The 20,371-nt window shown below is 72.9% G+C and carries 21 protein-coding genes and 1 riboswitch; of the genes, 9 read left to right on the plus strand and 12 right to left on the minus strand.

Going from position 1 to position 20,371, the window contains the following annotated elements; genetic code table 11:
- Positions 1–8: 8 nt before the first annotated feature.
- A riboswitch (TPP riboswitch) is annotated at positions 9–133 on the minus strand.
- 171 nt (positions 134–304) lie between these two features.
- A complete protein-coding gene (locus ACZDYF_RS14495; RefSeq protein WP_138822447.1) occupies positions 305–574 on the plus strand; it encodes a DUF4235 domain-containing protein in 270 nt (89 codons plus the stop codon).
- Between the two features lie 67 nt (positions 575–641).
- Entirely contained in the window at positions 642–2,069 is a 1,428-nt protein-coding gene (locus tag ACZDYF_RS14500) for a serine hydrolase (protein WP_475058395.1), read from the plus strand.
- Positions 2,070–2,105: 36 nt separating this feature from the next.
- Here the strand turns inward: ACZDYF_RS14500 and ACZDYF_RS14505 are convergent, their stop codons facing one another.
- The 5 genes from ACZDYF_RS14505 to ACZDYF_RS14525 form a co-directional block, all read right to left on the minus strand.
- Positions 2,106–2,552, minus strand: coding sequence for a DUF1905 domain-containing protein (locus ACZDYF_RS14505; RefSeq protein WP_475058398.1), 447 nt, complete (start codon positions 2,550–2,552; stop codon positions 2,106–2,108).
- A gap of 159 nt (positions 2,553–2,711) precedes the next feature.
- Positions 2,712–3,761, minus strand: coding sequence for a phosphotriesterase family protein (locus ACZDYF_RS14510; protein WP_475058401.1), 1,050 nt, complete (start codon positions 3,759–3,761; stop codon positions 2,712–2,714).
- The gene (locus ACZDYF_RS14515) at positions 3,758–4,849 is read right to left on the minus strand and encodes a DMT family transporter (protein WP_475058404.1); all 1,092 of its coding nucleotides are present in this window, start codon (positions 4,847–4,849) and stop codon (positions 3,758–3,760) included. The genes ACZDYF_RS14510 and ACZDYF_RS14515 overlap by 4 nt, the downstream gene beginning before the upstream one ends.
- Positions 4,850–4,991: 142 nt before the next feature.
- The gene (locus ACZDYF_RS14520; RefSeq protein ID WP_475058407.1) at positions 4,992–5,975 is read right to left on the minus strand and encodes a ribokinase; all 984 of its coding nucleotides are present in this window, start codon (positions 5,973–5,975) and stop codon (positions 4,992–4,994) included.
- On the minus strand, positions 5,975–6,718 hold the full coding sequence (locus tag ACZDYF_RS14525; protein ID WP_191790257.1) for a glutamine amidotransferase: 744 nt from the start codon (positions 6,716–6,718) through the stop codon (positions 5,975–5,977). The genes ACZDYF_RS14520 and ACZDYF_RS14525 overlap by 1 nt, the downstream gene beginning before the upstream one ends.
- A 252-nt stretch (positions 6,719–6,970) precedes the next feature.
- Between ACZDYF_RS14525 and ACZDYF_RS14530 the strand changes: the two genes are divergently transcribed.
- Complete coding sequence (locus tag ACZDYF_RS14530) at positions 6,971–8,047, plus strand: LacI family DNA-binding transcriptional regulator (protein ID WP_343903023.1); 1,077 nt, start codon at positions 6,971–6,973, stop codon at positions 8,045–8,047.
- 91 nt (positions 8,048–8,138) lie between these two features.
- Here ACZDYF_RS14530 and ACZDYF_RS14535 read toward each other — a convergent pair whose 3' ends face one another.
- On the minus strand, positions 8,139–8,639 hold the full coding sequence (locus tag ACZDYF_RS14535; RefSeq protein ID WP_204809995.1) for a hypothetical protein: 501 nt from the start codon (positions 8,637–8,639) through the stop codon (positions 8,139–8,141).
- Positions 8,640–8,688: 49 nt separating this feature from the next.
- Positions 8,689–9,393 (minus strand): DUF1361 domain-containing protein, encoded by a 705-nt coding sequence (locus ACZDYF_RS14540; RefSeq protein ID WP_475058412.1) that lies wholly within the window; start codon positions 9,391–9,393, stop codon positions 8,689–8,691.
- Positions 9,394–9,596: 203 nt separating this feature from the next.
- Here ACZDYF_RS14540 and ACZDYF_RS14545 point away from each other — a divergent pair, with 203 nt between their 5' ends.
- Positions 9,597–10,823, plus strand: coding sequence for an MFS transporter (locus tag ACZDYF_RS14545; RefSeq protein ID WP_475058415.1), 1,227 nt, complete (start codon positions 9,597–9,599; stop codon positions 10,821–10,823).
- A 51-nt stretch (positions 10,824–10,874) separates the two neighbouring features.
- Here the strand turns inward: ACZDYF_RS14545 and ACZDYF_RS14550 are convergent, their stop codons facing one another.
- The 4 genes from ACZDYF_RS14550 to ACZDYF_RS14565 form a co-directional block, all read right to left on the minus strand.
- Entirely contained in the window at positions 10,875–11,939 is a 1,065-nt protein-coding gene (locus ACZDYF_RS14550) for a LacI family DNA-binding transcriptional regulator (protein WP_475058418.1), read from the minus strand.
- A 13-nt stretch (positions 11,940–11,952) separates the two neighbouring features.
- Positions 11,953–13,737 carry an ABC transporter ATP-binding protein gene (locus ACZDYF_RS14555; protein WP_475058421.1) on the minus strand — a complete coding sequence of 595 codons (1,785 nt, stop codon included), beginning with the start codon at positions 13,735–13,737 and terminating at the stop codon, positions 11,953–11,955.
- Positions 13,734–15,647: an ABC transporter ATP-binding protein gene (locus ACZDYF_RS14560; protein ID WP_475058424.1), complete on the minus strand. Its 1,914-nt coding sequence runs from the start codon at positions 15,645–15,647 to the stop codon at positions 13,734–13,736. The genes ACZDYF_RS14555 and ACZDYF_RS14560 overlap by 4 nt, the downstream gene beginning before the upstream one ends.
- 140 nt (positions 15,648–15,787) lie before the next feature.
- On the minus strand, positions 15,788–16,351 hold the full coding sequence (locus ACZDYF_RS14565; RefSeq protein WP_475058427.1) for an NADPH-dependent FMN reductase: 564 nt from the start codon (positions 16,349–16,351) through the stop codon (positions 15,788–15,790).
- Positions 16,352–16,567: 216 nt separating this feature from the next.
- Here ACZDYF_RS14565 and ACZDYF_RS14570 point away from each other — a divergent pair, with 216 nt between their 5' ends.
- From ACZDYF_RS14570 to ACZDYF_RS14590, 5 genes are read left to right on the plus strand one after another with little or no spacing between them, the layout of a single operon-like run.
- Positions 16,568–17,929 carry a molybdopterin molybdotransferase MoeA gene (locus ACZDYF_RS14570; protein WP_475058430.1) on the plus strand — a complete coding sequence of 454 codons (1,362 nt, stop codon included), beginning with the start codon at positions 16,568–16,570 and terminating at the stop codon, positions 17,927–17,929.
- Positions 17,926–18,399: a cyclic pyranopterin monophosphate synthase MoaC gene (gene moaC, locus ACZDYF_RS14575; protein ID WP_191796781.1), complete on the plus strand. Its 474-nt coding sequence runs from the start codon at positions 17,926–17,928 to the stop codon at positions 18,397–18,399. Before ACZDYF_RS14570 ends, moaC begins: the two co-directional genes overlap by 4 nt.
- On the plus strand, positions 18,396–19,004 hold the full coding sequence (mobA, locus tag ACZDYF_RS14580; protein WP_475058434.1) for a molybdenum cofactor guanylyltransferase: 609 nt from the start codon (positions 18,396–18,398) through the stop codon (positions 19,002–19,004). Before moaC ends, mobA begins: the two co-directional genes overlap by 4 nt.
- Positions 19,005–19,049: 45 nt before the next feature.
- Positions 19,050–19,379 carry a DUF6457 domain-containing protein gene (locus tag ACZDYF_RS14585; RefSeq protein ID WP_191790250.1) on the plus strand — a complete coding sequence of 110 codons (330 nt, stop codon included), beginning with the start codon at positions 19,050–19,052 and terminating at the stop codon, positions 19,377–19,379.
- Between the two features lies 1 nt (position 19,380).
- On the plus strand, positions 19,381–19,617 hold the full coding sequence (locus tag ACZDYF_RS14590) for a MoaD/ThiS family protein (RefSeq protein ID WP_475058438.1): 237 nt from the start codon (positions 19,381–19,383) through the stop codon (positions 19,615–19,617).
- Between the two features lie 94 nt (positions 19,618–19,711).
- Here the strand turns inward: ACZDYF_RS14590 and ACZDYF_RS14595 are convergent, their stop codons facing one another.
- Positions 19,712–20,242: a MogA/MoaB family molybdenum cofactor biosynthesis protein gene (locus tag ACZDYF_RS14595; RefSeq protein ID WP_475058441.1), complete on the minus strand. Its 531-nt coding sequence runs from the start codon at positions 20,240–20,242 to the stop codon at positions 19,712–19,714.
- Positions 20,243–20,371 lie beyond the last annotated feature (129 nt).

A 20,371-nucleotide genomic window follows, 5' to 3' on the forward strand; every position in this document is an offset into this window, starting at 1 on the left:
GTGAGCGAGGCTAGAGAAGCCCGACTTCCTCCACCGGTGCTAACCGGATCAGGTTCGAGGGTCTGCGGTGGTCCGCACTCTCAGCGCCCGTTGCCCGGTGTCCCGGGCGGTCGGCGCTCCCCTGTCGTTCACCTGCGACTTTACACCTCGGCCCGACGGCGCGGGCGGGGCTCTCGCGGGTGACGTCCCCCGGGGAGCGCGGCGCCCCGGGGGACGACTACGGTGGGAGTGAGCTTCGCCGTCGGGCCTGCGGGTACGACGGCGGCACCGCCCCGCCCGCCTCACCCTCACCGGAGGAACACACATGGCCGAGAACGAGCAGACCCTCGCCGAGAAGGTCACGACCGTCGCGCTGACGCTGGCCGCAGGCTGGATCGCCCAGAAGGCCGTGAGCTACGCGTGGGCCAAGGCGACGGGGCACGACGCGCCCAAGGACCTGGACGACCCGGAGGTCGGCATCATCAGCGCCGTGACGTTCGCCGCTGCGGCGGCTGCCGCGAGCGTGTTCGCGCGCCGGTTCGCGGGACGCGAGGCCAAGCGGGTCGTGAAGCGCTTCGTCGCGCGCGCGTCCTGAGGTCGAGGTCGGGCGGCCCCGGCGGGTCCGCGCCCGCCGTGCGAGGGGTGTTCCGTAGGGTGTCCCGATGCCCTCCCCTCCTGCTGCCCGACGCCGCCGCTCGTCCCTCGTAGGAGGCCTCCTCGTCGTGGGGCTCGCACTGACCGGGTGCTCGTCGCCCGGTCCCGGCTCCGAGGTGTCCCCCACGCCGAGCGTGGCCCCGACCGCGGTCGCGCTGCCGGGCGGGACCGTCGGCAAGGCGGCAGGGTGGGTCCTCGAGGTGCTCAACGCGGACGCGTCCCCCGACGCCGCGACGCTCGAGCGGCGGTTCGCGCGATCGTTCCTGGACCAGGTGCCCGCCGCACAGCTCGTGCCCGTGCTGGAGCAGCTCCGCGCGGACCAGGAGTGGGTGCCGGTCTCGGTCGACGCGGTCGGCCCGGGCGAGCAGCAGGCCGCGCTGACGATCGTCGGCGCGAGCGGTCAGTTCTTCACGATGCAGATCGGGGCCGACGCGGACAGCCGCATCGAGACCCTCTTCTTCGGCCCGGGCGACGACCCGCACCGTGAGCCCGCCGAGAGCTGGGACGAGCTGGGCGAACGTCTCGACGCCGTGGACGCACGGAGCTCGCTGCTCGTGGCCCAGGTCCTGGACGACGGGACGTGCCGGCCGGTCGAGGAGGCCCCCGGCGGCTCGGACGCGGACGAGGTGCTGCCGCTCGGCTCGATCTTCAAGCTCTACGTGCTGGGCGCCGTGTCGCAGGCCGTCGAGGCCGGGACGCTGACCTGGGACGACGCGCTCACCGTGACCGACGACGTGCGGTCGCTGCCCGCGGGCCAGCTCCAGGACGCGCCCACGGGCACCGTGGTCACGATGCGCGAGGCGGCCGGACTCATGATCTCGATCAGCGACAACACCGCGACCGACCTGCTCGTCCAGGCCGTGGGACGCGACGCGGTCGAACGCGCGCAGGCCGCGCTGGGGCACGCGGACCCGTCGCTCAACTCCCCGTTCCTCACGACCCGCGACGCGTTCGCGATCGCCTGGGGAGCGCCGTCGCAGGCCTCCGCGTGGGGGGCGGCCGGCACCGCGGGACGGCGCGCGATGCTCGACGCGCTGCCCGGTGGGCCCCTCGACGTCGACCCTGCGGGAGTGACCACGCCCGTCTGGCAGGACGACGTCGACTGGTTCGCGACGTCGTCGGACCTGTGCGCCGCACACGTCTGGTTGCACGAGCGCGGCGAGCAGGACCCCGTCGTGCGCGAGGTGCTCTCGGTCAACCCCGGCATCGAGGTCGACGCCGAGGCGTGGCCCTACGTCGCGTTCAAGGGTGGCAGCGCGCCGGGCGTCCTGGCCGGATCGTGGCTCGCGGAGGACGCGGAGGGCGACAGCTACGTCGTGACCGTGCAGCTCGCCGCCACGGACCCGGCCGTGCTCGCGAACCCGACCGTGCTGGTCGACACCGCGGAGAGCGCCTTCGCGCTGCTCGGTGGCGTGGCGGGTCCGGGCTCGACGTAGAGGGGGTCTCGCGTGGCGCCTTCCACCTCGACGGCCCTACGTGCCGGGAGCCGGTCCCGCGATGGCCTCGACGGCCTTGTCGATGCGCCGCTGCCGGGTCTCGGGGGTCTTCGCGGCCTCGATCGGCTCGACCAGCGCGCGGCGGCGGCTGAACGACAGGGCGTCGAACGCGGCGCGCGCCGCGGGCGTGAGCACGGCCGCGAGGTCGTCGGGCACGGCGACCTCGCGCGGAGCGTCGTCGACCTCGATCTCGACGTCCACCTCGTCGCCGCCCGACACCCCGGCGGCCTCCCGGTTCTCGGCGCTGAGCGCGATCATGAACCGGCCCTGGTACGGCGCGACCGAGCTGCGGTAGGTGTGCCCGCCGACCGTGACGCGCACCGGGACACGCTTGCCCGCGTCGAGCGCGGCGACCACGTCGTCCGGCACGGGGATGCCGGTGGCCGTCTTGCCGCTCTGGAGGATCGTGGTCCGAAATCGCATGGGCCGAGTCTTCCACCGGCCCGACGACGTGGCGCGCCGACCGCTCGACGGTCGCCCCGCCGTCGGGCCGGAGCACGGGGCCGAGGTAGGACGTGCTGCGCGAGGTAGAACGCACCGCGCACTACCTCGCGCAGCACGTCCTACCTCGCGGTCACGCGGTCACGCCGTCAGCATCGTCGCCGGGTTCTCGTGCGTCAGGCGGCGCAGCACCTCACGCTCGACCCCGCGCTGCGCGAGCATCTCGGTGAAGACCGTGGGCACGTAGGCGAACCCGTTCCCGCCGTTCTGCACCCACATCTGCTTGAGGAACACGTCGTGGCTCATGAGCACCTGGCCCGCGAACCCCGCGTCGATGAGCCGGTGCACCGCGCCCGCCGTGGTGTGCGGGTCGGGCGAGACACCCTCCTTGGGGTAGGTGATGTCCATGCCGACCATGTCGAACTCGAGCCACACGCCCCGCTCCGCGACGGCCCGCTGGTACTCGGGGTCCTCGGCCGAGGGGTCCATGTGGCACAGCACGACCTTCTCCGGCCGCACGCCCACCTCGTCGAGCACGAGGTCGAGGATCTCGTGCGCGCGACGCTGCCAGCCCGGCAGGTGGATCTGCATGGCGACGTGCGGGTGCTCGAGCTGCGCCAGTGCCGAGGCGCGCAGCGACGCCCGCTCCCCCGCGGTGAAGTCCGGCGAGACGCCGATCTCCCCGATCACGCCGGGCCGGATGCCCGTGTCCCGCACGCCGTCCGACAGCTCGCGCGAGATCGCCGCGGCCTGGGCCTCCACGGCCTGGGCCGTGATGCGCTCGCCCTCGAACTTCTCGAGGTAGGCGCCCGCGCCCATGACGACGTTGAGGCCGGTGCGGCTCGCGACGTCCGCGAGGCGCTCAGGGTTGCGCCCGATCGCCTCGCTCGACGTCGCGTCCACGACGGTCCGTCCACCGAGGGCCGCGAAGCTGCGGATCTCCGCCTCGACCGCGGCGACGGGCTTGTCGGCGATGTTGTCGGCGCAGCAGTACGGGTCCTGGCGCAGGGCCCAGGCGACCGACGCCGACACGGGCTCGCGGACCACGGCCCGGGAGAACTCGTAGCTGGGCGCGTCGAGCACTCCCGACAGGTCGTTGAACAGGTGCTCGTGGGGCAGGGTCAGCCCCAGGTCGTGCACCGCGACGGGTCCGGTGACCGTCTGGACGAATCCGGCCGGCGTGACGTTCATCGCGGGCTCACCTCTCCTGCCTCACCACCGCCGACGGCGGCGGCCACTGCTGCGTCACCGCTCACGCCGGACGAGGTCTCGGTCGACTTACCGGACGGGATCATGCCGATCACCGCCGCGACGAGCGCGATCACGGTGCCGATGATCGTGGCCGCGTAGATCGTGTGGCCGAGCGACGGGACGGCCCAGTCGATCAGGAGCGAGCCGACGAGCTGGCCCGCCGTGGACGCGAGGCCCAGGAGCAGCAGCCCGAGGCCCCGGACGAGCAGCGCCATGAGAGCGATCGAGAGGAGGCCGAGCGGGCCGCCGAGGTACATCCACCACGTGGGCGGCAGCTGGAAGTCGACGCCCGAGGTCATGGCGCGGATCCCGTAGGCGATGCCCAGGGCCGTGAAGCCGACCAGGAAGTTCCAGCCGATCGAGACGAGCATCGAGCCCGTGGCGTCGGCGACCGCGGCGTTGCCTGCGGGCTGCCAGCCGGCGAGGAGACCGCCGACGAACGGCATGATCGCGAGGGCGATCGTGTGCGGGGTCGAGAAGTTCGGCGAGATGACGATGACGGTCGCGACGATCGCGAGGACGGCGCCCGCGAGGCGGAAGAACGTGAGCGGCTGCTTGACCGAGGCCGTGACGCCCAGGCGGTCGCAGATCACGCCCGAGATGACCAGACCCGAGATGAGCGAGATCTGGAACGTCGCGACGCCCAGGACGCCGACCGTCACGCCCTCCGAGAGCACGATGACGGCGCCGCAGAGGCCCGCGAGGAAGTTCCACCACGGGATCGTGCGGCCCTTGATGAGGCTCGGGATCGAGAGCGCCTCGCGCCGCGTCACGGGGCGCGCGAACACGATGACGAACATCAGGACCAGGCCCGTGCCGAACGAGATGAGGGCGGCTGCGTGGCCGTCGCCGATCGTCTTGCCGAGCTGACCGTTGACCGCGGCCTGCATGGGGCCGAGGGCTCCGGCGAGGACGGTCGCGAGGACGAGGAGCGCGGTCGCGGTGCTCTTGACCTTGTTGCGCTGCGACGCAGCGACCGTCTGGGCGCCTCCCGAGCGGGAGGCGGTCTCCGGCGTGGTGTGCTTCATTGCTTGGCCGTGCCTTTCATCTTTCGACGGTACGTCGGATCGGTGGACCGATCGAACGGCCAGCCCTGGGTCGACGCTGAGTGGTCGGGCTGGGTGGGGGTCGTGCGGGGTGGGGGTCGTGCGGTCGGACGGGTCGTGAGGGTCAGTGCTCCGGCGTGGGGTCCTGCGGTGCGGCGGGCACCTCGTCGGCGAGCGGCAGGGACTCGATGGCCCCGTCGCGAGTGGTCGTGACGGCCGCGACGCGGGCTGCCCAGCGGGCGGCCCCGACGAGGTCCTCCCCGCGCAGCAGCCCGTCGGCGAGCGCTGCGCAGAAGCTGTCGCCCGCGGCGGTCGTGTCGATCGCGTCGACGCGCACGGCGGGGACGGGGGTCGGCAGCCCGTCGCGGGGCACCACGACCGAGCCGTCGGCCCCGAGGGTCACGACGACGTCGCCCGGGAAGGCGAGACCTCGGACCATGGCCACGACGTCGGCGAGCGACCCGGGGGCCTCGTTCGCGCCCGCGAGGGTCGCGAGCTCGAACCGGTTGGGGACCAGGACGTGGAACCGGTCGCGGATCTCGGTCGGGACCGGGACCGCGGGGGCCGGGTTGAGGATCGTCGTCCCGGTCGCGAGGCGCGTGACGGCGGCGAGCGCACCGAGCGGGGTCTCGCACTGGCACAGGACGACCTGTGCGTCGGCGACCGCCCGGACCGCGGCGTCGCGCGAGTCGACGAACTGCTCGTCGACGTCGCCGTTGGCGCCCGCCTCGATGACGATCGTGGACTCGGGCTGCTCCCAGAGGATCACGGCGGTGCCGGTGGGCTGCTCGGAGATCGCGACCGACGCGACGTCGAGCCCCTCGGCCACGAGTCGGGTCGTGATCGCGCGGCCCGCGTCGTCGTCCCCGACGGCCCCGACCATCGCGACGCGACGGCCCAGGCGCGCGGCGGCGACGGCCTGGTTGGCCCCCTTGCCGCCGGGCGAACGCTTGAGCCCGGCCGCGCTGATGGTCTCGCCCGAGCGCGGGATCCGGTCGACGGTCAGCCGGATGTCCATGTTCAGGCTGCCGACGACGGTCACCTCCGGGGAGGCCGTGACCTGCGGGGCGAGGGCGGGGGTGACCCCGCCCTCGGGGTGGGCGCTCATCAGCCTGCGAGCCAGGTGATCGCCTGGCCGAAGAGCTTGCCGTAGCCGGACCACTCCATGAACTCGCGGGGTGCCCAGTGCGGGGAGATGTCGGACGCGAAGGCCAGCGTGCGGCCCTCGCCCTCGGTGCGGACGGCGACCAGCGGGCGACCCTCGATCGTCGCGAGGACGGTCGCGTCGGCCTTGGCCGTGAGCTTCTGGTAGCCGAGCAGGATGGGCCACTCGGCGTCGAGGCCCGCGGTCACGGGGTGCTCGACGTCGGTCAGGACGCCGCTGATGCCCTCGGGGGTCTCCTCGCGGTCGTCGTACGGGAGGATCTCGACCGGCAGGACGGCCTCGACCGCGGTGCCGTGGTAGTTGGCCTTGGCCTGGAAGCCCTGGAAGCTGAGGTAGCCGCCGGCCATCATGAGGCCGCCGCCGCGACGCACCCACTCGGCGAGGAGCTTGATGCGGTTCGGGAAGGGGCGTCCCTCGGAGAACACGACGGGCGGGAGCAGCAGGGTGTTCGCGCCGATGTCCGACAGGAGGACGACGTCGTAGGCGTCGAGCTCCTCGAGGGTCGACGGGAAGTCGGTCGCGACGAGGTGGGACGGGAGGTGCGTGACGTCGTGGCCCTCGGCGGCGAGCGCCTCGAGCAGCTTGGCGCAGCCGATCTCCAGCTGGGCGTGCGGGAAGGCGTCGTAGCCCTTGTAGTCCGTCGCGGCATTGATCCACGACTCTCCGGCTAGCAGCACGCGGCTCATGCGGTTCTCCTCAAGACGGTTCGGGCTCCGCCGCACATCGGCGACGTTGCGCAATGTTGTGTTGCTGTTGCGCAACAACCTAGGCGCGCGGCATCCTGGTGTCAACCGAGTCGCGACGAGGCGCCTACCGACGGGCCGCCGCCGAACCGAAGGCGCCGGGAAGCCGCGGCCCCGACGGACTCCCGGCCCGCCCATCACCGGCGCAGCGATAGGCTCGGGCAGCACCCCGACGGCCGGGGCACGAGCAGAGAGGTGGCGACGATGACACTGACGCAAGTTGCGCAACACGCAGGCGTCTCGACGTCGACGGCCTCCCGCTACCTGCGCGGCCAGCTCAACGTCCAGCCCGAGACCGCGGCCCGGATCGACGCCGCCGTGGCCGCGCTCGACTACCGCGGCGCCACCACGAGCCGCGGGGTCCGCGCCGCCCGCCCGAGTGCGGGACCGCATGCCCGCTCCGACGCCGGGCAGGGCGTCGTGGCGCTCGTCGTCCCCGACTTCACCAACCCGTTCTTCACGACGCTGGCCGAGGAGTGCGCCGACCTCGCCGCGTCCCGCCAGATCCCCCTGGTCGTCGCCGTCTCCGGCAAGCACGGTGAGCGCGACGGCGGGCTGAGCCCCCTGATCGGGGGCAGCGACGTGCTGGGCGGCCTGATCTACCTCGGCATGAGCCGGACCGACGAGCGCCTCGCCCGCGCGGTCGAGGGCGGGCTGCCCGTCGTCGTGATCGACGAGGAGATCGACCTCGACCTCGCGGTCGACACCGTCACGGTCGACAACTACGGCGGCGCCTACCAGGCCACGAGGTACCTGATCCAGCAGGGGCACCGCCGGATCGCGCACGTCGCCGGCCCGCCCGAGCTCTCCACGACCCAGGAGCGCAAGCGCGGCTACGTCGACGCCCTCACCGACGCGGGACTGCCCGTCGACCCCGAGCTGGTCCGCCACGGCCCGTACACCGAGCAGTTCGGCGCCTCGACGTTCCCCTACCTGACGCGGCCCGGGAACTCCCCCACCGCGGTGTTCGTGGGCAGCGACATCGTGGCCGTCGGGATGCTCGGCGCTGCCGAGCTCCACGGCATCCGCATCCCCGAGGACCTGTCGGTCGTGGGCTGCGACGGCATTCGCATCGGCCAGTGGCTGCGCCCCCAGCTCACGACGCTCGAGCAGCCCGTCGCGGCGCTCGCCCTCGCGGCGGTCGACGCGCTCGAGCGGGCCATGGCCCGCCGCGGGGCCGACGCCCCCGACGACGCCGCGGAGCCTGCTCGCACGGTCCTGCCGCTCCACCTGGTCATCCGCGGCTCGGTCGCGCCGCCGTCGGTCCCCTGACCTTCCGCCTCAGGCGCCCCGCGCACCGGCCGAGCGGAGCGACGAGCCGCCGCGCTGATCGCACGGCGGCTCGCACCCGGACCGCGACCCGTCAGGCGGGCACCTGGATCTGGGCGTCGAGCGTGCGCCGCAGGAAGCCGTTGAGCGCGGCACCGATGAACCGGCGCCCGCGGAACGTGTGGATCTCGCGGGCCGCGAGGTCCACGAGGACGGGCTGGACGATCACCGCGAACTCGAGGCGCGGCTTCACGGTGGCGGCGGCGACGAGCTCGGGCGTGACGCCGTCGGCGACGATCACCGCGAACGCACCGATCCCCGACTGGACACCGCGCAGCGCGTTGCTGCGCCGCTTGGCGAAGGCCGAGACGTCGCGGGTGTAGAGGTCCACCTGCAGGTCGGTGGGCGTGAAGTGCGCGACCGCGGTGACGACGTGGACACGGGACATCGCGGCGGGGACGAACTTCGCACGGTAGCCGACCAGCGCCTGCACCGGGCCGACCTGGTCCCGTCCCACCTCGCAGCCGTCGTCGGTCATGCGTCGGCGGGTGGCGTCGAGGTACTCGGCCGCGGTCACGGCGATGGGTGCGTTCACAGCGGTGAGCGTAGGGCAGAACGTCGACCGCGGGAAGAGGCCCGTCTCGTCAGCCCGCGACAGCGGTGATGGTCTCGAGGAGCGACCCGATCACGACCAGGTAGATGAGCGCGAAGAACACCGTGTAGAGGCCGCTGAACAGCAGTGCGTCACGCACCTTCCCGGGCGTGCGGAAGTACCCGAGGAGCTTGCGCAGGAACCCGACGGGGTGCACCAGGTCCCAGCTGTTGAAGCGGATGTACCGCCCCAGGTAGATCCCGAACGAGACGAGCACGAGGATCACGAGGACCACGAGCCAGGACGCCGGGCGCTCGAAAGGACGCAGGTCCTCGGGGTAGCGCAGGACGGCGTAGAACATCTGGACGAGGAAGATGTTGACGACGGTGTTGAGGACGCCGGACATCGCGAGGGTCAGGACCGCGACGATGTCGTACCAGAGCGGCACGTCCTCGCCGTCCTTGCGATGGCTGAAGTTGAGCTCGGTCACGAGGTATCCGGCGTTGGGCAGCAGCAGGAGCCAGATCGCGAGGCCCGCGACCGCGAGGATCGCGACGAGCCAGGGCGCCGCCCCGGCCGCAGCGAGCACGAGGTCCACGACGATCAGGGCCGTCAGCACGAACACGGGCAGCACCGACAGCCCGACGTTGAGCAGCATCGGCCGGTAGACCTCGGTACGGAACAGGGGCGCGCGCAGGAGGATCAGCGCGAACGCGAAGACGTTGACGAGGATCACGCCGAGGAACAGCAGGGTCATGGGTGGGGCCTTCGTGGTGCGGCGTGGGCGGGGGCGTGGGGACCACGCTAGGGCCCGACGGCGTCTTCGCCAGCCCGCGCGACACGTCACGTGCGCGGATAGCGTGGGTCGGGCGGGAATCTCGAGCTCCACCGATTCGCCCGAGGACGGGCGACCGACCCCCGGGAGTCACAGTGACGCATCCTGACGAATCAGCCGCGCGGGTGACGGCTCCCGGTGCCGGGCAGGGCGCCGCCGCCTCGACCGGCGGCGCGCCGTCCGGCGGGTCCGCGACGCTCATGCTGGTCCTCGCGACGATCGGGTTCGCGGTGAACTTCTGGGCGTGGGCGCTCATCAGCCCGCTCGGTGGTGCGTACAGCGCGGCGCTCGGCCTGACAGCGGTCCAGCAGTCGGTGCTCGTCGCGGTGCCCGTCATCGTGGGTTCGCTGGGGCGCATCCCGGTCGGCGCGCTCACGGACCGCTTCGGGGCGCGCATCATGTTCCCGCTGGTCAGCGCCGCGACGATCGTTCCGGTGCTGTTCATCGGCTTCGTCGCCGACAGCTATCCCCTGCTCATCCTGGGCGGGTTCTTCCTGGGGCTGGGCGGGACGGCGTTCGCGGTCGGCGTGCCCTTCGTCAACGCCTGGTACCCCCCGGCTCGGCGCGGCACGGCGCTGGGGATCTTCGGGATAGGGATGGGCGGCACCGCGATCTCGGCGTTCACGACGGTGCGGATCACCGACGCGTACGGCAAGAGCGCACCGTTCGTGCTCGTGGCGTGCGTCCTGGCGGTGTACGCGGTCATGTCGTGGCTCCTCGTGCGCGACGCCCCGGGCCGGGCGGCAGCTGCGCACGGGCACTTCCTGGCGCGCACGTGGGCCACGTTCAGGCTCCCGGCGACGCTCCAGCTCTCGTGGCTGTACGCCGTGGGGTTCGGCGGGTTCGTGGCGTTCAGCGTGTACCTGCCGACGTTCCTGGTGAACGCCTACGACCTGACGGCCGCCGACGCCGCCGCGCGGACGGCCGGGTTCGTGGTGCTCGCGGTCGCGTGCCGCCCGATCGGCGGGACGCTCTCGGACCGGTTCGGCGGGATCCCGGTGTCGGTCGCGTGCTTCGCGCTCGTCACGGTCCTGGCCGCGGTCGTCGCGTTCCAGCCGGACCTCGTGCCCCTGGGGACCATCGCGTTCCTGGGCCTCGCGGTCGGGCTCGGCGCGTCGTCGGGCGCGACGTTCGAGCTCGTGGCCAAGGTCGCCCCGCAGGACAAGGTCGGCGCTGTCACAGGCCTCGTGGGGGCCGCGGGCGGGCTGGGAGGGTTCATCCCACCGCTCATCATGGGCGCGGTGTACCAGCTCAACGGGGACTACGGTCTGGGCTTCGCGGCCCTGTCGGTGACGGCGCTGCTGACGCTGCTGTTCACGCTGGGGCCGGTGCGGCGCGGGACGCGGGGCTGACGAGGACAGGTCTCAGGTGAGGCTGGTCCGGTCGCTCGTCGGTCCTGAGCACTACCGATCGTCCGCAGCAGGGCCCGTGCTCGCGCGCACGACGAGCTCGGTGCTCAGGGTCACGGTGCTTCCTGCGCGCGCAGGGTCGCGGAGCATCTCGACCATGAGGCGCCCCTTGTCCCGGACGGGCTGCCGTACCGTCGTGAGCCCGGCGTCCCGTGCTTGCGGGACGTCGTCGAAGCCCGTGACGGACATCTCTCGACCGACGGTCAGGCCCACGCCGTGCAGCGTGTCGATCACGCCGAGCGCAAGGGCGTCGGACGTCGCGAGGATCGCGGTCGGTCGCCGCCCGGACGCGAGCACCGTCTCGGCCGCACGGCTCCCGGACTCGCGCGTGTTCTGACCTGCGGAGACGGTGACGAGCTCGTGCTCGGGACCGAGGCCCTCGCGGAACCCCGCGACACGCGTGCGCGCATAAGGGAACAGGTGGGGCGCGTCGTCGGGGACGAGCAGGGGCTCGCCGTCGTCCATGCTGTCCGCCACGACCGCCACGCGGCGATGTCCGAGCGCTGCCAGGTGCGCTCCGATCTCGACGGCAGCAGCGTGGTCGTCGACCAGCACGTGCCGGTCCCCGACGTCCGCCACGGTGCTCACGACCGGCACTCCCCGAGCCGTCAGCACGTGCAGGACGGGGTGCGTCGGGTCGACGCCGTCCGCGATCGCCCCGTCGAGCACGGCACGGCGCACGTTCTGGACCAGGTCCAGCTCCTCCTGCCGGGAGTACGCGTCCGACGCCGTGTGGGGACCGACGGGCATGAGGAGCACGTTCGTCGACGTCCGCGTGGCAACTTCCGCGACGCCCGTGAGGAGCTCGAGGAGGTAGGGGTCGGAGAAGGCGTACGTCAGGTCCTGAGCGAAGAGCACGCCGACGGCCCCGGCGTGCCCGCTGCGGAGCGAGCTGGCGCTGGCGTCCGGTCCGGGATATCCGAGCCGGGCCGCCACGTCGAGCACGTGCTCACGCACCTGTGCCGACATCTGCTCCGGTCGGTTGTACGCGTTCGAGACCGTGGACGGCGAGACCCCCGCTGCCAGCGCCACCGACTTCAGGCTCGGCTTCTTGGACATCGGCTACAGCCCCTCACCGGTACGCACGCGCCTGGAGTCCGTACATCGCGGCGTACACACCGTCGATCGCCACGAGTTCGTCATGGGTACCAGTCTCCACGACCCTGCCCCCGTCGAGGACGACGATGAGGTCGGCGTCGCGGACCGTCGAGAAGCGGTGCGAGACGTACACGGTGACGGCTCCGGTGAGCGAGGCCGTGCGCCGCGCCGTCGCGGAGAAACGCTCGAACAGGGCATGCTCCGCCGCGGCGTCCAACGCGGACGCAGGCTCGTCCAGCACCACGAGCAGGGGCTCCGGCCGCAGGACCGTTCGCGCAAGGCCCAGCGACTGCCACTGCCCGCCGGAGAGCTGACGGCCGTCGTCGTACGACGTACCGAGGACCTGGTCCAGACCCTGCGGCGAGCGCTCGGCGAGATGCCGCGCCCTCGCCTCGTCGAGCGCACGCCCGAGCTCCGCGTCGTCGTCCATCACGGGCAGGTGCCCGATCCCGATGTTCTCCCGGAGCGTCAGCTCCAGGCGAGCGAAGTCCTGGAAGAGCGTGGCGACCCTCGCCTGCCAGGCGTCGCGCGAGATCGTCGACAGCTCGACGCCGTCGACCTGGACCTCCCCGGAGCTCGGCAGGTACAGACCGCACAACAGCTTCACCAGGGTGGACTTCCCTGCTCCGTTCCCCCCCACGAGGGCGACGGTCGTCCCCGCCGGCAGGTCGAGGTTCACGCCGTCCAGGACAGGGCGCGTCGAACCCGCGTACGTGAAGGTGAGGTCCCGGACCTGCAGACCTCCCACGAGCGCGGCGGGCGCCGGCGCGTCCCCCTCGGCCCGGCGCTCGTGCGCCACGGTCGCGCGCAGCTCGTCGACCTGCTCGACCGTACGACCGGCTCCCTGGAGCGCGCCGAACAGCCCCAGCGCCCCGGCGACCTGCGAGCTGATCTGGATCGCGAGGGTCACCACCAGGACGACCTGCCCGATCGCCACGTCGCCGGCGGCGGCACCGCGCACCACCACGAGGAGCGCGGCGCCGTAGGCGAGCGCGAACCACACCTGGCCACCCGCTCGCAGCAGCGCGGAACGCCGGTGAGCGGACCACAGCGCCGCCGTCGTCCGGTCCCACGCTCCCGCGTGCCGGTCGGTGAGGAGGTCCTGCGCCGCGAACAACCGGACCTCCTTGGCGGTGGCGGCGCTCGTACCCATGCTCAGCAGGTGACGCGCCAGCCGGATGTCGTCCGCGGAGGCATCACGAGCCCGGTCGAGGACACGCTGGGCCCGGTCCGCGAACCACACGGGGGGTAGCGCGGCGACCGGGAGCAGCAGGAGCCACGGATCGACCATGCCCATGACCACCGTGGTGGCGAGGATCTGGAGCAGCGTCCCTCCGAGCTGGAGGCTCGCCTCGAGCGCGACCCGCACTCTCTGGAGTCCCTCCGTCACGGACGTCAGCAGACGCACGCGGGCGGGGTTCTCCAGGTCCGCGAGGCTGGTCGAGCCGTGCGTGAGCCCGGTGACCTCGTCGGTGAGGTGAAGCTGTTGCATGTCGCTCAGCTCCACGACCGAGAGGTGGCCGAAGTGCCCCATCAGCATCTCGGACACGAGCAGCAGCGCGAGCACGGCCGCGAGGGCCAGCGCGACCGAGGTGTCCGTCGAGATCACCGCGTCCGTGAGGGCACCGAGCGCGACCCCGACGAGGGGTGCCGACAGGTACCCGACCGTCATGAGGGCCGAGGCCACGAGCAGTCGACGCCTGTCCGTCGCCCAGGCGTGCGCGAGCATGAATCGGAGTGCTGCGACGACCGCTCTCATGAGAACCCCCCTGCATCGACGACCTCGGAGACGTCGGCGACCGAGTCGTCGGGACACCCGTCGTCGTCCGCGCGGAAGCGGCGAGCCTGGAGGACGAACAGCTCGGCGTACCGGCCGTCCACCGCCATCAGCTCGTCGTGGTCACCTTCCTCCACGACCCGCCCGTGCTCGATGACGACGATGTTGTCCGCCGGACGCACCGTGGAGAAGCGGTGGGAGATGACGACGGAGGTGATCGGCCGACCACCCGCGACGGCGTCGACGGCCCCTCGGGCGAGGAACCGTTCGAAGAACTCGGCCTCCGCCGCGACGTCGAGCTGCGCGGTCGGTTCGTCGAGGACGAGGATCTCGGCACCACGAGCGACCTGGAAGAGCGCCCGAGCGAGCGCTACGCGCTGCCACTGGCCACCGGAGAGATCACGACCTCTCGCGTAGCCGCCCGAAAGCACGGTCGACACGCCGTCGTCGAGGCCGTCCACGACGAGGTACGCCCCTGCCGCCCGGAGCGCCGCGTCGAGCGCCCCCTGGTCGTGTTCCGCCGGTGCCAGGGTGACGTTGTCCGTCACCGAGAGCTCGAACCGGGCGTAGTCCTGGAAGACGAGGCTCAGGCGACGTCGCCACCGATCCCCAGAGAGCTCCCGGACGTCGACCCCGCCGACCGTGATGCGGCCGCGCGTCGGCGTGTACAGCCTGGCCAGGAGCTTGATCATGGTCGTCTTGCCTGCACCGTTCAACCCGACGACCGCGGTCGACGTGCCCAGCTCGAGCGTGAGGTCGAGCCCCCGAAGGACCCAGGGCGACGTCGCCGAGTAACGGAACCAGACGTCCTCGAAGCGGACGGTGCCCGTCGCCGTGCGTGTGACCGCCGGCGTCGCGCCCGGGCCATCGAGCCCGACGTGCTCGGGCGTGAGACGTGCCTCCAGGCGGCGCAGCGCCTCGAGGGACTGGAGCCCGTACTGGGTCTGGAGATCGGACTCCGGGAAGTGCACGCCGAAGCGCATCGGCACCATCATCGCCTGCAGCGCGACGCCGAGCGCGAAGAGGTCCAGGTCCTGCGCGTCGAGCACCACGACGGCGAGCACAGCGGTCCCGCCGGCCAGCCCGACGAGGCCGTACCCCACGAAGGGGAGGAGGAAGACTCGCCGCCGCCCCGCCCACTCCGGTCGCAGCTGCGCGAGGCTCTCGATCCGCAGCCGCTCGCGCAACCACGGGAGGAGGCCGAGGATCCGGACCTCCTTCGTGATGTCCGGCGTGATCGCGAGCTGCCGGACGTAGCCCGTGCGTCGGCGCTGCGCCGTGAGCCCGTCCCAGATCGCTCCGAACCGGCTCATCCCGCCGCGCACCCCTGCCCGGAGTGCCAGGGCGGTCCCGAGGAGCAAAGCACCTGCGACCGGACTCACCACGACGGCGACCAGGATCGACGCGCCGACGACCTGGGCGTACCGTCCGACGAGCGGGAGCATCGCGGCGGCAGCCTCTCCGGGGCTGCGCGACTGCCGGTCGAAAGCAGCACGTGCGTCGGCGAGGATGCCCAGGACGTCCGGGTCCTCCAGCAGCGCGAGCGGGGCGTCCGACGTCGTGGCGCGCAGGACCCGGCCGACGCACTGCCGGTCCACCCGACGTCCGATCGTCTCGAGCAGGCCGGCCTGGAGCGGGGCGACGACCTGTTGCGCCACGAGCGCACCGATCGCCAGGGACAGCATGAGCAGCAGCCGCTCCCACGCACCGTCGACGGCCTCCTGCCCGAACGACTGCGGGACGAGGTACAGCACTCGTCCCATGAGGACGATCGCGGCCAGGGGCAGCAAGGACATGGCCAGGCAGAGAAGGAACGTCCCCGCGACGAGCCCCGCACCGGCGTGCTGCAGCAACGCCCCACCGCGGAGCCACGGAGCCGTTCGCTGCGTCATCGACCGTCGGCCCCGCGCTCCGGGCACCTCGGGCTCCACGGGACTCGGTCCTCGCCCCCGGCGCGCGTTCGGTACACGACGAACAGACATCACAGCTCCTTCTCACGGCGGGGACGTTCCAGGTGGCGGGGCACGACGGTTCAGGCGGTGATCGTGGCCCGGGCCGCCTGGAGAGCCCGGCCCCACCAGTGCAGCTGGTCGAGCATCGACTTGAGTGCTCTCTGCGGGCCGTCGGGATCCGTCAGGACCGGCCCGTCGAAGAGGTCCCAGACCCGCGTCAGGACCACCTGCTCGCGGATCGCCACGACCTGGAGCTCGTCGAAGACCGGGCGGAGCTGCTCGACAGAGCGGGCACCGCCGCCGCTCCCGCCGTACGACACGAAGCCCAGCGGCTTGACGTGCCACTCCTCCAGCAGCGTGTCGATCGCGATCTTGAGGTAGCCGGGGTAGCCGTGGTTGTACTCGGGGGTGACGAGCACGAACGCGTCGGCCGTGGCGACCCGCTCCCGCAGTCGCTCCGTGTCGCCGGTGCCGTCGAGACCCGGCGGGAGATCGAGGTCGGCGAGGTCCAGGACGTTCACGTCGAAGCCGGAGTGCTCGTCGAGACGAGCCCTGACCCAGTCGGCGACCGTGCCGCCGAACCGGTCCGGGCGGACGCTCGCGACGATCAGCTCGACGCGGAGGCGGTCGGTCGTGGGAAGCATGGGGCCCTTCTCTTGCACAGGACGGGCCGTGCGAGAGTCGCGGCGGCGCGTGAGGACGGGGTGGACAAGCATTTTCTAGAACGTTCTACTAGAACGTTTCAGTGGATGATGGCAGAGCGCCGCGGTGCCGTCAAGGGACGCGGTCGGTCCGCGCCGAGGGCACCAATCCGGTCAGCGCGTGGTGAGCGCCGAGGGATGAGGTCCTACGGTGTCCCCATGGACCCCCACGCCCTGGACACGTCGTCGGAAGCGCCACAGGCCGTTCACCGGCCGGGTTCTGCCGGCAGCACCACCCGTGCGTGCCCCCGCAGCGCACCGAGCGCAAGCACGGTCGACGAGTACCGCGACCACGTCCTCGCGCTCGTCGCACCGCTGCCCGCCGAGCGCGTCCCGCTGGACACGCTCGCGACCGGTACCCCGACGCGACGCGTCCTGGCCCACGACGTCCGCTCGCTCCTCGACGTCCCGCGCTTCGACGCCTCGGCCATGGACGGGTACGCGCTGCGCGGCGCGGACCTCGCGGCCGCGACCCAGGACTCCCCCGTCACGCTGCGCGTCGTGGGCGACATCGCGGCGGCCCCCGCGGCCGCCCCCTCCGCCGTGGCGGGCGCCCCCGGCGAAGCCGTCCGCATCATGACCGGCGCCCCCGTGCCGGACGGGTGCGACGTCGTCGTGCCCGTGGAGCGGACCTCGACGCGACGCTTCGTGCCCGGCGCTCCCCTGGACGAGCAGATCGAGGTCTACGAGCCGTCCAGGCCCAACGTCCGCCGCCGCGCCGAGGACGTCGCGGTCGGCGACCTCGTCGCCGCGGCGGGCGCCACGACGACCCCGCGGCTCGTCTCGGCCGCAGCCTCGGCAGGGCACGCGACCCTTCCGGTGCACCGCGTCGCTCGCGTCGCCGTCCTCTCGACGGGCAGCGAGCTCGTGCCGTTCGGCACCGCCCCCGGTCCGGGCCAGATCCCCGACTCCAACTCGCTCCTGCTCGCGGCGTGCGTGCGCGACGCGGGCGGCGAGCCGGTGCGCGTGGGCGCGGTCCCGGACACGGCCGAGGCGCTGCGCGCGGTGCTCGACGACGTCGCCCCCCACGTCGACCTGATCGTCACCTCGGGCGGAGTCAGCGCGGGCGCGTTCGACGTCGTCAAGGAGGTCCTGTCCGGCCCGCACGGCGAGGATCACGGGGCTTCGGAGGTGCGGCTCGTCGCGGTCGGGATGCAGCCCGGCAAGCCGCAGGCCGCCGCACGCTGGCGCGGCACTCCCCTGCTCGGCGTGCCCGGCAACCCGGTGAGCGCGTACGTGTCGTTCCGGGCCTTCGTGCGCCCGGCGGTGCGCCGCCTCGCGGGCCACCCGGAGCCCGTCGAGCCGCTCGTCGAACGCGTCGCCGCCGAGGGCTGGCGCTCCCCCGCGGGGCGGCAGCAGTTCCTCCCGGTGCGTTTCGTCGGGGCCGACGGCGTGGCACCGGTCGGGCCCGGCGCGCACCATGTCTCGGCCCTGACCCGGGCCGACGCGATCGCGGTCGTACCGCCCGAGGTCGAGGCGGTTGGGACGGGCGAGGTCGTGCGTGTCATGGTGATCGCATGAGCGAGTTCACCCACCTCGACGAGCGCGGCCACGCCCGCATGGTCGACGTCACCCTCAAGCAGCCGACCGTCCGTTCCGCGACCGCGACGGGCGTCGTCCGGTGCGGTCCGCACATCGTCGCGGCGCTGCGGTCCGGCGAGGTCCCCAAGGGCGACGTGCTCGCGGTCGCGCGCATCGCGGGCATCCAGGGGGCCAAGAAGACGGCCGAGCTGCTGCCGCTCGCGCACATCATCGGGGTGCACGGCGCGGCCGTGGACCTCGACGTCCAGGACCACGGCGTCGAGATCCGCGCGACCGTGCGCACCGCGGACCGTACGGGGGTCGAGATGGAGGCGCTCACCGCGGTCGCGGTCGCGGGGCTCGCGGTCGTCGACATGGTCAAGGGGCTCGACAAGTCGGTCGAGCTCACCGACGTCCGCCTCCAGTCCAAGACGGGCGGCAAGTCGGGCGAGTGGGTGCGCCCGGTGTGAGCGGGCCCCTGTTCGACGCGGTCGTGCTCGCGGGCGGGCGGGCGCGGCGGCTCGGCACGTCCAAGCCGCAGCTCGTCGTCGCGGGCGCGCGCCTGCTCGACCACGTGCTCACCGCGACCCGCGACGCCCGGGCGACGGTCGTCGTCGGGCCCGACGACCTGGCGTCCGAGGCGTACGTCCTCACGCGCGAGGACCCGCCGTTCGGCGGTCCGGTCGCGGGGACCGCGGCGGGCCTCGCCGCACTGCCCGACGGCGCAGCGCCCTGGGTCCTGCTCCTCGCCTGCGACGTGCCGCGGGCCGCGGAGGCCGTGCCGCTGCTCGTGACGGCCGCCACCGGCACCGCCGCCGGTCACGGGGAGATCGACGGCGTGCACCTGGCGCACGACGGGCGGGACCAGTGGCTCGTCGGGCTGTACCGCCGCGAGGCCCTCGACGCGGCCGTGGCCCGGCTCGCGGACGACCAGGCACAGGGCGGCCTGGCGGGCGCCCCCGTGCGCCGGCTCGTCCAAGGGATGGAACTCACCCGCGTCGAGGACGTGGACGGCCTGAGCACCGACGTGGACACGTGGCAGGATGCGGAGACGTACGCACGACGCGCACGGTAAGGCACTGGAGAGTCACGACCCGCACGGACCTTCGGGAGGCATGGCATGAGCAACCTCGAGCGCTGGGTGGACGCCCTCGTCGACGAGTTCGACCTCGACCGTGAGGCGGTCGACATCGGGGCGATCCTCGACCTCGCGCGGGACGCCGCGCACCGGGTCGAACGACCCGCAGCCCCGCTGACCACGTTCATCGCCGGGTACGTCGCCGGGCTGTCCGCCGGGGAGGGAGCCGACCACCCCGGCCTGGACGCCATGGAGCGCGCCACCGAACTCGCGCTCGCATGGGAGGTCGAGCCGACGCTCGACGAGGTCGTCGTCGACGGTGCTGCGGACGCCGACAGCCCTGTGGAGCCCGCAGCCCACGAGAGGGCGTGACGTGCCGCAGGTCCGCTACTTCGCTGGTGCGGCCGAGGCCGCCGGGCTCGAGGCCGAGTCCCTCCCCGGCGCCTCGGTCGGGGAGCTCTTCGCGGTCATGACCGCGCGCCACCCCGCCCTCGCCGACGTGCTGCCGCGCTGCTCGGTGCTCGTCGGCGGCGTCCGGACCGCGGACCACGGCGTGGCGCTGACGACCGACCAGCAGGTCGACGTCCTGCCCCCTTTCGCGGGCGGCTGACAGCCCCCACCTTCCGCTGAGTGCGGAGCAGCTGTCGTCCAGAGGGCCGATCGACGACAACTGCTCCGCACTCAGCGACGACGCTCGAAGAGCCTCAGTGGTCCCCGCCCGCGAGCTGCGAGAACACGTGCGGGAGGAGCGGTTCGAGCACCGACCAGCCGTCGCGCACACCGCCCGGCGAGCCCGGCAGGTTGACCACGAGGGCCCGCAGCCCGCGCGCCCCCGGCGCCGTCCCCACGATCCCCCGGGACAGCACGGCGCTCGGGACGACGGTCGCCCCGCGCCGCCGGATCGCCTCGGCGACGCCCGGCAGCTCCTGGTCGACGACCTCGGCGGTCCCCTCGGGCGTGAAGTCGCGCGGGCCGATGCCCGTCCCGCCCGTGGTGATCACGAGCCGCGCCCCCTCGGCCAGCGCGGAGGTGAGGGCGTCGCGGACGGAGTCGACGCCGTCGGGCACCAGACGCGCCGTGATGCGCTCGAAGCCACCCGTCTCCAGGAGCGAGACCAGGAGCGGCCCCGAGCGGTCGACGTACTCGCCGCGCGAGCCGCGGTCGGAGACCGTGACGACCGTGACGGGCAGGTGGGCGAGGGGGAAGGTGGCGTGGGGCCCGTCGAACGTGGTCATGGGAGCACCGTAGACAATCGCGGCGCACCGGGCGACGTGACCCTGCTCCCCAGGCAGAACCCTGCGGGACGTGGGCATACTGCGAGGCAGACGAACGTACACGCACGGTCCTGCTCGCCCCAGGAGGTC

The organism is Oerskovia sp. PE-21s (genome assembly GCF_056158145.1).